General features: G+C 75.6%; 8 protein-coding genes and 1 pseudogene. 8 read left to right on the top strand and 1 reads right to left on the bottom strand.

Annotated elements, in window-relative coordinates:
- The first annotated feature begins 1 nt into the window (after window position 1).
- From OHA37_RS22740 to OHA37_RS22770, 7 genes and pseudogenes are all read left to right on the top strand, one after another.
- A complete protein-coding gene (locus OHA37_RS22740) occupies window positions 2–1,588 on the top strand; it encodes an exopolysaccharide biosynthesis polyprenyl glycosylphosphotransferase (protein WP_266912996.1) in 1,587 nt (528 codons plus the stop codon).
- Window positions 1,589–1,591: 3 nt separating this feature from the next.
- Window positions 1,592–3,064, top strand: coding sequence for an O-antigen ligase family protein (locus tag OHA37_RS22745; RefSeq protein ID WP_266907951.1), 1,473 nt, complete (start codon window positions 1,592–1,594; stop codon window positions 3,062–3,064).
- Between the two features lie 191 nt (window positions 3,065–3,255).
- Window positions 3,256–5,202, top strand: a complete 1,947-nt coding sequence (gene murJ / locus OHA37_RS22750; RefSeq protein WP_443046315.1) for a murein biosynthesis integral membrane protein MurJ — start codon at window positions 3,256–3,258, stop codon at window positions 5,200–5,202.
- Window positions 5,192–5,968, top strand: coding sequence for a polysaccharide deacetylase family protein (locus OHA37_RS22755; protein ID WP_266907953.1), 777 nt, complete (start codon window positions 5,192–5,194; stop codon window positions 5,966–5,968). Before murJ ends, OHA37_RS22755 begins: the two co-directional genes overlap by 11 nt.
- Window positions 5,965–7,107, top strand: a pseudogene (locus tag OHA37_RS22760) (glycosyltransferase); the annotation flags it as partial. The gene OHA37_RS22755 and the pseudogene OHA37_RS22760, both read left to right, overlap by 4 nt.
- A gap of 356 nt (window positions 7,108–7,463) precedes the next feature.
- The gene (locus tag OHA37_RS22765; RefSeq protein WP_266907956.1) at window positions 7,464–8,177 is read left to right on the top strand and encodes a lipopolysaccharide biosynthesis protein; all 714 of its coding nucleotides are present in this window, start codon (window positions 7,464–7,466) and stop codon (window positions 8,175–8,177) included.
- Complete coding sequence (locus OHA37_RS22770) at window positions 8,174–9,316, top strand: GNAT family N-acetyltransferase (RefSeq protein ID WP_266907958.1); 1,143 nt, start codon at window positions 8,174–8,176, stop codon at window positions 9,314–9,316. Before OHA37_RS22765 ends, OHA37_RS22770 begins: the two co-directional genes overlap by 4 nt.
- Window positions 9,317–9,330: 14 nt before the next feature.
- On the opposite strand, the gene OHA37_RS22775 is transcribed toward OHA37_RS22770, so the two are convergent.
- On the bottom strand, window positions 9,331–10,986 hold the full coding sequence (locus tag OHA37_RS22775) for a glycoside hydrolase family 26 protein (RefSeq protein WP_323182356.1): 1,656 nt from the start codon (window positions 10,984–10,986) through the stop codon (window positions 9,331–9,333).
- Window positions 10,987–11,280: 294 nt separating this feature from the next.
- On the opposite strand from OHA37_RS22775, the gene OHA37_RS22780 reads away from it, so the two are divergent.
- On the top strand, window positions 11,281–12,594 hold the full coding sequence (locus tag OHA37_RS22780; RefSeq protein WP_443046198.1) for a carboxylate--amine ligase: 1,314 nt from the start codon (window positions 11,281–11,283) through the stop codon (window positions 12,592–12,594).
- The last annotated feature ends 147 nt before the right edge of the window (window positions 12,595–12,741 follow it).

Below are 12,741 nucleotides of genomic sequence, written 5' to 3' on the forward strand. Positions count from 1 at the left end.
GATGGACAGCGCACCCGCCCGGCACACCGGGCAGGGCGGTACGGGGCCCGGCGGCATCACCGGCATCACCAGTGGTGCCGGCGTGACCGGCACGAGCACCGCCGGCGCCGCCGCCGCGACCAGTACGGCCACCAGTACCGCCGCCGGCGTCACCGCCGTCCGCCGTTCCGTGACCGCCATCCACCCCCCGCGCGGGCCCAGGGCCGACCGCGCCCGGGCCACCGTACGGCCGGGGCGGGTGCGCCGCCGGGACGGCATCGCCCCGCTGCTGGCCGCCGACGCCTTCGCCGCCGCGGCGACGGTGGCGGCGCTGCCCGGAGCGGAGCTGCCCCTCGGGGCGGCCGCTCCCCTCGCCCTGGCCCTGGTCGGGCTGCACGCGCAGGCCGGGCTGTACCGGCCTCGGCTCGCCCCCTCCGCGCTCCTCGAACTGCCCGCGCTCGCCGGGCGGGCCGCCGCCGTGTGGTGCGCGGCCGCCGCCGTGCTGGCCGCCGCCGCCCCGGGCGACGCCCTGGGCTGGAGCGCGCTGCTCGGCGCCGTCTGCGTCCAGGTCGTACTGGCCTGCGCGGGGCGCGGAGTCGTCAACCAGCTCCGCCGCCGCACCCGCGCCCGCCGTCCCGCCTCCGCGCTGGTCGTCGGACCCGGCGCCGGGGCGAGCGCGGTCGCCGCCGCCCTGCACGGGCGCCCCGAGTACGGACTGCGCCCCGTGGGGCTCGCGGACACCGGGACCGACGGGGAGGGGGCCGCGGGAGTGCCCGTACTGGCCACCCACGAGGACATCCGGCGGGCCGTCATCCAGAACTCCGTCCGGCACGCCGTCTTCACCCGCCCGCCCGAGGCCGACGAACGCACGGCCTCCCTGGTCCGGCTCTTCCACGACCACGGCTGCCGGCTCTGGCTCGCCGACCCGGCGGGCACCGCCAAGGTCACCGGGATGCGCGTCGCGCAGCCCGCAGACCAGCTGTGGGGGTACGCCGTGCAGCCGCTGCTGCCGCGTCCGGGCCGGCCGGTCGAGCGGTACGCGAAGCGGGTCATCGACTCCTCGCTCGCCGCGATCGCGCTGCTCGCCGCCGCGCCCGTGATGGGCGTCTGCGCGCTGGCCGTACGGATCTCCGACGGGCCCGGGGTGATCTTCCGGCAGGAGCGGGTCGGGCTGTACGGACGCCCCTTCACCCTGCTGAAGTTCCGCACCCTGCGCGCCGACGCGCACGAGTCCGCCACCCGCTGGACGGTCGCGGGCGACTGCCGGATGAGCCCGGTCGGCTCCTTCCTGCGCAAGTCCTCGCTGGACGAGCTGCCGCAGCTGTGGAACGTGGTCACGGGTGACATGAGCCTGGTCGGTCCGCGCCCCGAACGGCCCTTCTTCGTGGCCAAGTTCAGCAGCGTCCACCCCGGGTACGAGGCCCGGCACCGGATGCCGGTCGGCATCACCGGCCTCGCCCAGATCAACGGGCTGCGCGGGGACACCTCCATCGAGGACCGGGCGCGCTTCGACAACCACTACATCGACACCTGGTCGCTGTGGCAGGACCTGTGGATCCTGGCCCGCACCGCGGCCTCCTTCTTCCGCTTCCGGCTGGGGGGCAGCTAAAGCATGAGCCTTGCCGCACCGACGTCCCCGACGTCATGGTCCTGCCCGGACACCGCCGATCTGCTGCGCCGGCACTGGCCGCTGCTGCCGCTCGCCGCGACCGTACTGGCCCTGCTGGTCCCCGTGCCGGCGGGTGACGCCACCGCCTCCGGGAAGGTCGGTCCGGCCGACGCCGCCTCGCTGCTGCTCGTCTTCGTCTGCGCGGTCCAGGCCCTGCGGGGCCGGGTCCGGCCGCTGAGCCCGCTGGGGGTGACCGTCCTCGGCCTCCCGGCCGTCGGGCTCGCCGTCGCGACGGTGACCGCGGGGGACCCGTACGCGGCCCTGCCCGGGTTCGTGCGCTACCTCCAGGTGTTCGTGCTGGTCCCGGCGGCGATCGTGCTGCTGGTGCGCAGCGCCTCGGAGTTCCGGCTGGCCGCGGGGTGCTTCGTGGTGCTGGCACTGGTCCAGGGAGCGGTGGGCGTGGTGCAGTTCGCCACCCACACCGGGGCCTCGTACCAGGGCGAGGACATCCGCGCCGTGGGCACCTTCGGACCCGGCGACGTCATGGGCATGGCCACGGTCGTGGCCTACGGCCTGGTCGTCGCGACGGCCGGCGCGCTCGCGCCGGGGCTCCCGGCGCGGGTCCGGCGGGCCTCGGGCGCGGCGGCGCTGGTCCTGGTGCTCCCGCTGGTGCTGTCCTTCAGCCGGGGTGCCTGGATCGCGACCTTCGCCGCGGCCGGGCTGGTGATGGCGCTGGCCGGGATCCGGCGGGCACTGAAGGTGCTCCTCGCCCTGGCCGCCGCCGGGGTGGTGCTCGTGGGCGGCTTCGGCGTCGGCTCCGCGATGGTCGCGGAGCGGCTGAACTCGATCACGCAGGTCTCCGACGCCCCCGACCAGTCGGTCACCGACCGCTACACGATGTGGGCCGCGGCCGGGTCGATGTGGCGCGAGATGCCGGCGGTGGGGGTGGGGCTGAAGGGATTCCCGGCCAACCGGGACTCGCACTCCGGGCTGGCGCTGTCCTCCGGCAGCGACACCGCGGGCGCGGGACAGGGCTACATCCGCCAGCCGCTGCTGTCCCCGCACAACATGTACCTGCTGGTGCTGAGCGAGCAGGGGCTGATCGGGCTCATCGCCCTGACGGGCGGCTGGCTGGCCCTGCTGGTGGCCGGCCTGCGGCGGTGCCTGTCGGGATCCTCCGCGGTACGGGACTGCGGGCTGGTCGCGACCGGCCTGCTCGTGTGGCAGCTCACCGACTTCCTCTACGCGGACATCGGGGGCCCGTCGACCGTCCTGACCGGAGTGATCATCGGCCTGGCGGCCTGGTGGGCCCTCCCCTCCGGGGGCGGAACCGGTGAGCTCGTCCCCGCCGGCCGGGCCCGTGTCGGGGCCCGTGTCCGTGCCCGTGGACGCAGGCGCGCCGACGCGGCCGCCTCCGGTCGCGGTCCGGGCGCGCCCGCCCGGGCCGCGGTCCCCGAGGGTGCGGCCGGCCGGTGACGGATACGACGCCCTGGCGGCGGCCCGCAGCCGCGGCGACCGAGGTCGCCGCGGCTGCGGGCCGTCCGACGCACCCGCCCCTGCCCCCCGCGGCCACCGCTGCGCCGTCCATGGGGCAGGCCGAGATGACGAGCCGCGTGGCCGCCTCCGGCGGGCCGCTGTCCGCCGGACGCGGCGCCGCGCACGTGGGCATGCCCGCCCCCGCCGGCGACGCCGGAGCCGGCCGTGTCGTGGCCACCGGCCGCCCCGGCCCGGGACTCGACCGGGCCGCCGTCGCTCCGGGTCCGGGGCCCGCCGGGTCCGTCGGGACCGCGCCGCCGGGCGGGGAGCCGGGCGCCGCGGAAGCGGTGCGCGGGCCCGTACTGGGCCCTGCGGCGGCCGGGTCCCTGCGGGCCGGGCCGGGCCGGGATCCGGGCGCCGCCGCCGGGCGGGACGACGGCGTGCGCGCCGCGGCCGGGGGCGGGCGCCGGGACGGTGGCCCCGAGGAGCCGGCCGACGGGGCCCGCTCGGGGAGCGGCGGCGCGCTCGCCAAGGCGGCCGCGGTCACCGCCGGACTCACCGCCGCCGGGGCCGTGTTCGGGCTGGTCCGCGACCAGACCATCGCGCACCTCTTCGGAGCCGGGCACGACAGCGACGCCTTCCTCATCGCCTGGACCGTCCCCGAGATGGCCTCGACGCTGCTCATCGAGGACGCCATGGCCCTGCTGATGGTGCCCGCCTTCAGCTACGCCCTGGCCCGCCGGGCCTCCAGCAGGGCCGGGCTCACCCGGCAGGAGGCCCGCGCGCAGGATCCCGTACGCCTGCTCGTGGGGGCCACGCTGCCGCGGCTGCTGGTGCTCCTGGCCGCCGTGGCCTCCGTGCTCATCGTCGCCGCGCCGCTCGTCGTGGGCGTGCTCGCGCCGGGGCTGCCCGACCCCGGGCTCGCCGTCGAATGCACCCGGTGGACCGCTCTGACCGTGCTGTCCTTCGGAGTGGCCGGCTACTTCAGCGCCGCACTCAGAGCGCACCGCTCCTTCGTGCCGCCCGCCGCCATCTACGTGTCCTACAACGTCGGCATCATCGGGACCATGGTCGCCCTGCACGCCCTGTGGGGGGTGCGCGCCGCGGCCGCCGGGGTCGCCGTCGGCGGAGTGCTGATGGTCCTGGTCCAACTGCCCGCCTTCATCCGCAACGTGGGCTTCGGACCGCCCCGGGCCGTGCTGGCTGCGGGTCCCCCGCGCAGCCAGCGCGACCGGGACCGGCCGACGCTGATCGCCTTCGGGGTCATCGCCCCGGTCATCTTCTTCGCCGTGTTCCGCCAGTCCCAGGTGCTCGTCGAGCGGTTCCTCGCCGCCGGGCTGCCGCCCGGGGCCATCTCGCACCTCAACTACGCCCAAAAAGTCGCGCAGATGCCCATGGTGCTCTCCCTCATGATCTGCACCGTCACCTTCCCCGTGGTCGCCCAGGCCATGGCCGGCGGGGAGCGGGAGAAGGCCCGCAGGCGGGTCGAGCAGGACCTCGCGCTCGCCTCGCTCGCCGTCCTCATGGGCACCGCACTCGTCATCGGGTACGCCCCCCAGATCATCCACGTCCTCTTCGAACGCGGGGCGTTCACCCACGCCGACACCGAGGCCACCGCCTCCGTCATGCGGGTCTACGGCCTCGGGCTGCTCGGCCACTGCCTCGTCGGGGCGCTCTCGCGGCCCTTCTTCTCCACCGCCCGGCCCACCTGGTTCCCCGCCCTCGCCATGGGCGCCGGACTCCTCGTCAACATCGTCGCCGGAGCCTTCGCCGTCGGCTGGTGGGGCACCTACGGGATCGCCGCCGCCAACGCCGCCGGCATCTCCACCACCGCGGCGCTGCTGCTCACCGGCCTCGGCTCGCGGATCATCGCCATCCAGGTCCGCCGGGTCGCCATCAGTATCGGCCGGCTCTCCGTCGCGGCCCTCGCCGCCTGCGCCACCGGCTGGATCGCCGGGCCGATGATCCCCGACCCGCTGGTCAGCGCCGCCCTCGGCTGCCTGCTGGTCCCGGCCATGTTCGGAGCCACCGGCATGGCCATGAGGGCCCTGGAGGTCACCGCCCTGCCGGGCCAGCTCGCCCAGCTCACCGCTCACCTCACCTCCCAGCTCACCCAGAGGTTCCGCAATGTCCGCTGACACCGAAACGGCGCCCCGCGCCGCGGCGGCCCCCGCCCGCCGCACCGGCGCGCCGTGGGTCCTGATGTACCACTCCGTCGCCGAGTTCACCGATCCCGCGGAGGACCCGTACGGCATCACCGTCACCCCGCACGCGCTGGAGGCCCAGCTGCTGTGGCTGCGCTCCCGGGAGCTGCGCGGGGTGTCCGTCGGCGAGCTGCTGCGGGCCCGCGCCGCCGGACGGGGCGCCGGGCTGGTCGGGCTGACCTTCGACGACGGCTACACCGACTTCCTGACCCGCGCGCTGCCGCTGCTGCGCCGCTACGACTGCACCGCCACCCTCTTCGTCCTGCCCGGGCGGCTCGGCGTGGACAACGTCTGGGACCCGCTCGGCCCCCGCAAGCCCCTCCTCACCGCCGAGGGCATCCGCGAAGTCGCCGCCGCCGGACAGGAGATCGGCTCGCACGGGCTGCTCCACCAGGACCTCACCGCGGCCCCCGACGACGTACTGGCGCAGGAGCTGCGCGGCAGCCGCGAGCTGATCCGGGAGCTGACCGGGACGCTGCCCGCCGGATTCTGCTACCCGTACGGGCACCTCGACGCGCGGGTCGTCGCCGCGACCCGGGCCGCCGGGTACGGGTACGCCTGCGCCATCGACCCCGGCCGGCTCGCCGGACCCCACGCGATGCCCCGCACCCACATCAGCCAGGCCGACGGCGGCCCCCGCCTGCGGATCAAGCAGGTGCGCCACCAGGTGCGCGAGCTGCGGCGGGCGGTGCACCTGTGAGCCCCGGGAAGGTGCTGCACGTCATCACGGGGCTCGGCGTCGGCGGAGCCGAACAGCAACTGCGGCTGCTGCTGCGGCACATGCCGATGCGCTGCGACGTCCTGACGCTGACCAACCCAGGGCCGGTCGCGGAGGGGCTGCGCGCGGACGGGGTGCGGGTCGTGCACCTCGGGATGCGCGGCAACCGCGACCTGGGGGCGATGCCGAAGCTGGTCAAGTTCATCCGGCGGGGCCGCTACGACCTGGTCCACACCCACCTGTACCGGGCCTGCGTGTACGGGCGCCTCGCGGCCCGGCTCGCGGGCGTACGGGTGAGCGTGGCGACCGAACACTCCCTGGGCGCGGGCGAGATCGAGGGCCGCCCGCTGACGGGCGGGGTGCGCGGCCTGTACCTGGCGAGCGAGCGGCTGGGAGCCGCGACCGTGGCCGTATCGGACACCGTGGCGGCCCGCCTGGAGGCCTGGGGGGTGCCGGCGGGGCGGGTGCACGTGGTGCCGAACGGGATCGAAGCCGTGCGGTTCCGCTTCGACGAGGGCGTACGGCGGGCCACCCGGACCCGGACCGGACTGCCCGAACGGGCCTTCGTGGTCGGCGGCGTCGGCCGGCTGGTGCCGGGGAAGCGGTTCGACGTCCTGGTCCGGGCGGTGGCCGCGCTGCCCGGCGCGCACCTGCTGCTCGCCGGGGACGGGCCGGAGCGGGCGGCGCTGCGCCGGCTCGCCGCGGAGCTCGGGGCGCAGAGCCGGATCCACCTCCTGGGGGAGCGGGATCCGCTGGGCGACAGCACCGACGGGCGGACCCCGGGGATTCCGGCGCTGCTGGCGGCGATGGACGTGTTCGTGTCCCCGTCGAAGGAGGAGGCCTTCGGGCTCGCGGTGATCGAGGCGCTGGCGGCGGGGCTGCCGGTGCTGCACGTCACCTGCCCGGCGATCGACGACCTGCCCGCGGCGCAGGCGCCCGGGGCGCGGCGGATCGGCACCGGCACGGAGGAGCTCGTCGCGGCGCTGCGGGGGCACATGGAGGCCGGCGTCCGGCGGCTGCCGCCGCCCGGGGTGGTGCGGCGCTACGACATCGGCCGGAGCGCGGAGCAGCTGCTGCGGGTGTACGACCTGGCGATGGCCGGCTCGCCGGCCGGGTCCCGGAGGGCGGTGGCGCTGCCCGGTCCCGGCCGGGGGTCTCGGGGCGCCGACCCGGCAGGTCCGGACCGTGCGGCGCCGTTGCCGGGGGCCGGCCCCCGGACCCCTGCTCCTCACACGCCGGAGGTCCTGGATTTGGCCCAGGCCGGCTCGGGCCGTGCGGCGCCGTTGCCGGGGGCCGGCCCCCGGACCCCTGCTCCTCACATGCCGGAGGGGCTGAGTTTGGCCCGGGAGGGGCTGGATGTGCCCCCGGCGGGGCTGGGTCTGCCCGCCGCCGGTGGCGACATCGGCTGAGCCGAACCCGTAGGGGCCCGGACCGGGTCCCGAAGCAAGTACACGTCCACCAGGAAAGAGGCACGCACATGGCGGACACCGCCGACCAGAAGAAGTCCACCCACCGGCGCCGGGTACGGCTGCTGCCGCCGCCCGCGTGGTGGCCGCTGCCCGCCGCCGCGCTGCTGGGGCTCGCCGCCGGCGGGGCGTACGGGGTGCTCAAGGCGCCCGAGTACGCCGCCACCAGTTACGTCGTCGCGGTTCCCGACGACACCACCGAGCCGGCCACCGCCCTCGGCTTCGCCCAGGCCTACGCCCGCATCGCCACCAGCAGTTCGACCCTCGCCTACGCCCAGCCCCGCGCGGGCATCGGCGTGCAGAAGCTGCGGACCCAGGTCCGCGCCGAGACCTCTCCCGAGTCCCCGATGATCGCCATCACCGGGACCGCGAAGAGCGCCGGCGAGGCGGCCGACATCGCCAACGCCGTGGCCGACGCCCTCTCGCTGAGCAGCAACCAGGCCGCCAAGAACACCGGCGTGCAGCTGCTCCTCTTCAACCAGGCCGTCGCGCCCAGCGCCCCCGCCTCCGCGTCCCCCGCCCTCAGCGGGGCCGTCGGCCTGTGCGCCGGCGGGCTGCTGGGCGGGCTGTGGCTGCTGGCCCGGCCGACGGCCGCCCGGCGGCGCGGCGAGGGTCCCGTCGGGGGGCTCGTCGAGGAGACCCCCGCGGAGACCGTCGAGGAGTACGCCTCGCTGCCCGCGCAGGGTGAGCCGGCCGCGGCCAAGGAGAAGGAGTCGGTGCGATGACCACCGGCTCCGCCGGGGCCCTGTCGGTGACGCTGTGCCGCGATCCCCGGCAGTTCGCCGCGCTGGAGGAGCCGTGGAACCGGCTCGCCCGCGCCTGTCCCACCGCCACCCCGTTCCAGAGCCACGCCTGGCTGCACTCCTGGTGGCTGTCCTACGGCAAGGACGGCCGGCTCCGCATCGTCCTGGTGCGGCGCGGGGAGGAGCTGGTCGGTGCGGCCGCGCTGATGCTCGTACACCGGCCGCTGCCGCTGCTCGTGCCCCTCGGCGGGGGCATCACCGACTACTTCGACGTGCTCGTGGCCGCGGAGTGCGCCGACCAGGTCGTCCCGGCCCTGGCCAACGGCCTGCACCGGGCCGCCCGGGGCGCCGTCGTGGACCTGCGCGAGGTGCGGCCCGGGGCCGCCGCGGAGGCCGTGTACGCGGCCTGGCCCGGGATCGGCAGCAAGCTCACCGATTCCACGTGCATGGAGCTGCCGGCCATGCCCTTCGACGAGCTGGTCAAGCGGATGCCCTCCTCCGGCGCCCAGCGGGTGCGGGCCAAGCTCCGCAAGACCGACGCGGCCGGGATCGAGGAGCACGAGGTCACCGAGCAGGAAGTGCCCCGAGCGGTACGGACCCTGCTGCGGCTGCACGAGAAGCAGTGGCGGGGCCGCGGGGTGACCCCCGAACACCTCAAGCCCCGCTTCGCCGAACACCTGACCCGGGCCACGCGGCGGATGGTGCGCGCGGGGGAGGGGCGGCTGGCCGAGTTCCGGCTCGACGGGAAGGTGGTGGCAGCCAACCTCACCCTGCTCTCGGGCGCGCTCAGCGGCGGCTACCTCTACGGCGCCGATCCCGACCTGCGGGACCGGAAGGTGGACGTGGCCACCCTGCTGCTGCGCTACGAGACCACCCGGGCGCTCGCCGAAGGCCGCCCGGTGGTGAGCTTCCTGCGCGGCAACGAACCGTACAAGAACCACTGGCGGCCGCGGACGGTGGTCAACCAGCGCTTCCTGATGGCCACGGCCGCGCTCGCGCCCCTGCTGCGACTGCACGAGTCGCAGGTGACGGGGCGCGAGCGGGCGGTGGACGTACTGCGGGAGGCGTTGCCGGCCGCCAGGGACTGGCGGGCGCGGCTCAACGAACTGCGGGTCCGATGACCCGAACGCCCCGCCTAGAAGGGCCAGAAGCCGGACTCCTTGCCCCAGTCGACCTTGACGCAGACGGACTGCTTGCCGACGAGCTTGGAGAGCCACTCGCCGAAGTTGATCGGCACGCACCACTCCGTGGTGTTGACGGGCGGTACGGACGGCACGGGCGGTACGGGCGGTACGGGCGGGGTCGTCGGCTTGGGCACCGGCGAAGGCACCACGGGATCCGGCTTGGGCACGACCGGACTGGGGCTCGGGCTCGGGACCTCCGGGACGACCGGGCTGACCTGGGGGGACGGGACCAGCGGGCTCGGCTCGACGGGGCTCGGGACGACCGGGCTGGGCTCGGCCGGGCTGGGCTCGGCCGGGCTCGGGACCACCGGGCTGGGCTCGACCGGGCTCGGGACCACGGGCGAGGGCGTCGGGACGACCGGGCTCGGGAGGACGGGGCTGGGCTCGGCCGGGCTGGGCTCCACGGGGCTCGGGGCGACCGGGCTCGGGGCGACCGGGCTCGGGACCGCCGGGCTGGGCTCGACGGGGCTCGGGCTCGGGACCTCCGGGCTGGGGACCACGACCGGCGGGGTGACGACCGGCGTCGGGATCTCCGGCGTGGGGACCTGCGGGGTCGGGACGACCGGCGTGGGCACCACGGGGGTCGGGACGACCGGGGTCGGGACGACCGGGGTCGGGATCACCGGGTCGGGCCGCTCCGGGGTCAGTGCGTCGCGGAAGACCTTCGCCGAGGCCGGGTTCTGCTTGCACTGCCAGACGCCGTGCGGGCAGTAGTCGGTGATGGTGTGGTACATCGGCTTCTGCTTCTGGATCCACTGCAGCATGCGCCGCATGTACTCCGGGTTGTCCCCGTTGCGGAACAGTCCCCACTCCGGGTACGAGATCTCTTTGCCGTGTGCTCGGGCGAAGTCGACGTGCTGCTGGAGCCCGTACGGCTGGCTGATCTGCTCGTCGAAGTTCCGGCCGGGACCCTGGTCGTACGAGTCCATCCCGACGATGTCGACCACGTCGTCGCCCGGGTAGCACTTGGTCCAGCCGATCGCGTCCGTGCCGCGGTTCGGGGTGAAATCGAACTTGAACTTCTGGCCGGGGACGGAGCGCATCGTGTTGACGACGCGCTTCCAGTACGCCTTCCAGTTCTCCGGGTCGGGTCCGCAGCGGTGGGTGTACGTGACCCCGTTCATCTCCCAGCCGAGCACGATCACCGTGTCCGGGACGCCCAGCGCCACCAGTCGTTCGGCGAGCTTCTTGAAGTGCCGGTCGTACTGGCCTTCCGCGCCCGCCCGGATCAGCTGGGCCACCTCGCGGTCGGGGACCCGGTCCTCGTTCCGCGCCTGCATGGGCACGTTGAGGACGAACAGCCGGTCGTCCCGCTGGCGCCGCCACTGCGCCCAGTCGTCGAGGAAGCTGACGTTGCCCTCGATGCCGGCCCACTGGTCACCGGGCAGATAGGTGTGCCCGACCCGGATCTCCTTGCCGCCGAGCCAGTTCGACAGGAACGGGATGCGCGCCACTCCGGGCGGCCCGTAGTCGAGGTAGGCGCCCATGGCGATGTCGGATCCGGTGCTCTGCTCCTCGGGTGCCGCGAGGGCGGCCCCGGTGGCGAGCAGTCCGGCCGTCACCGTTCCGATGCAGGTGCTCGCCAGTCGGCGGCGTGGTCTGGGCATGGCGTCTCCCGAGCTTTCCTGAATCGGTGTGCTTACCAAAGACGTTAGGCATCACATCTGACGAATGGCCTGTCCGGTGACCACTTCCTAGGCCATTCGCACGTGCGCACCCTCCCCGCTTGGTCCGACTAGGTGAAAGACACCGTTCCCATGCACGCGCATCCCAGCCAAGTGCCCGCAGTTCTGCTCAGACTCGATCGGAATCCGTTCCACCACGGAACCCTCGGCGCCGTCAGATCCCTTGGGCGCACGGGTGTGGAGGTCCATGCCGTCGTCGAGGCCGGGGGAGGTCCCATGGGGCGTTCGCGCTACCTGCGCGCCGTGCACCCCGGGCCCTCGGGCGGCGTCGACCCCGAGGCGCCCGAGGCGCTGCTGGAGTGCCTGACCGGGGTCTCCGAGCGGATCGGCCGCCCGGCGGTGCTCATCGCCATGGACGACCTGAGCGCGATCGCGGTGTCCCGGGTCGGGCCGATGCTGACGGATCGTTTCCGGATTCCCCATCAGCCCGACGACCTGCCCGCGCGGGTGGCGGACAAGGCCGAGCTGTCGCGGCTCTGCGCCCGGTGGGACGTACCGCATCCGGAGACCGTGATCCCGGCGAGCGGGGCCGAGGCGGCGGAGGCCGCGTGGCGGCTGGGGCTCCCGGTGATCGCCAAGTGGAGCCGGCCGTGGCTGCTGCCCCAGGGCACGGGCCTGCGCAGCACCACCCTGCTCCACGCCGCCGCCGAGGCGCGCCGGCTGTACGAGCGCTCGGCGGAGGCGGGGAGCCGGCTGCTGCTCCAGCGGTTCCTGCCGGCCGGGCCGGACACCGACTGGTTCTTCCACGGCGCGTTCGCCCGGGGCGGGCGTCCGCTGATCACCGGGTCGGGGCGCAAGGAGCTGTCCTGGCCGGTGCGGACGGGCCTGACGGCGGTCGGGCGGTGGCTGCCGGATCCGGCGGTGGAGGAGGCGGGGCTGCGGCTCGCCGAGCGGCTCGGCTACCAGGGGATCCTGGACCTGGACTTCCGCCGGGACGAGCGCGGCGTCTTCCGCCTGGTGGACTTCAACCCGCGTCCGGGGGCCCAGTTCCGGCTCTTCACCGACGCGGGCGGCCTGGACGTGGTCCAGGCGATGTACCTGGATCTGACGGGCCAGCGGGTCCCGGAACCGTCCGGCGGACCGGGCCGGGTCTTCGTGGCGGAGAACTACGCCCTGCTCGCGGCGGTACGCGGCCGCTCCCTCCCGCGCCGCCCCCCGGCCCCGCCCGCCGGAGGGGGCGCCGGTACGGGCGCCGCGCCGGGGCGGTCCGTACGGACGGCCGCGGCGGCCCCCGCGCGCCGGGGCCGGGAGCGGGGGCGGGTGGAGGCGGCGTGGTTCGCGGCCGACGACCCGATGCCGTTCCTGGCGATGCTCGCCGCCTTCCTGGGGCGGGGTGCGGTCAAGGGCCTGCGGGTGCTGCGCGGGGTCCCCGCGCAGGGCCGCCGGACGGCCCGGGCGGTGGTCCGTGCCCCGCGCCAGCGGGGCCGGGAAGTGCCCCCGCCCGCCGCGGCCGGGACCTCCGGCGCTACCGGCCCCCGGTCCGCACCGCCGGAGGCCCCGGCGGAGCCGGACGAGCTGGTGACGCGGTGACGCGGTGAGGCCGTGACGCGGTGACGCGGTGACGCGGTGAGGCCGTGACGCGGTGACGCGGTGAGGCCGTGACGCCGTGAAGCGGTGACGCCGTAGGGGCGCAGGCCGGCGCGGGGCGCCGGTGGCAGGGGATGAACCATGAGGCTG

This window comes from Streptomyces sp. NBC_00335 (genome assembly GCF_036127095.1).
Lineage (GTDB): Bacteria > Actinomycetota > Actinomycetes > Streptomycetales > Streptomycetaceae > Streptomyces.

Coding starts and splice junctions, on each gene's coding strand:
- OHA37_RS22765 (WP_266907956.1), top strand. CDS start 7,464: ATGGCGGACACCGCCGACCAGAAGAAGTCCACCCACCGGCGCCGGGTA.
- OHA37_RS22775 (WP_323182356.1), bottom strand. CDS start 10,986: ATGCCCAGACCACGCCGCCGACTGGCGAGCACCTGCATCGGAACGGTG.
- OHA37_RS22770 (WP_266907958.1), top strand. CDS start 8,174: ATGACCACCGGCTCCGCCGGGGCCCTGTCGGTGACGCTGTGCCGCGAT.
- OHA37_RS22740 (WP_266912996.1), top strand. CDS start 2: ATGGACAGCGCACCCGCCCGGCACACCGGGCAGGGCGGTACGGGGCCC.
- murJ (WP_443046315.1), top strand. CDS start 3,256: ATGCCCGCCCCCGCCGGCGACGCCGGAGCCGGCCGTGTCGTGGCCACC.
- OHA37_RS22745 (WP_266907951.1), top strand. CDS start 1,592: ATGAGCCTTGCCGCACCGACGTCCCCGACGTCATGGTCCTGCCCGGAC.
- OHA37_RS22780 (WP_443046198.1), top strand. CDS start 11,281: ATGGGGCGTTCGCGCTACCTGCGCGCCGTGCACCCCGGGCCCTCGGGC.
- OHA37_RS22755 (WP_266907953.1), top strand. CDS start 5,192: ATGTCCGCTGACACCGAAACGGCGCCCCGCGCCGCGGCGGCCCCCGCC.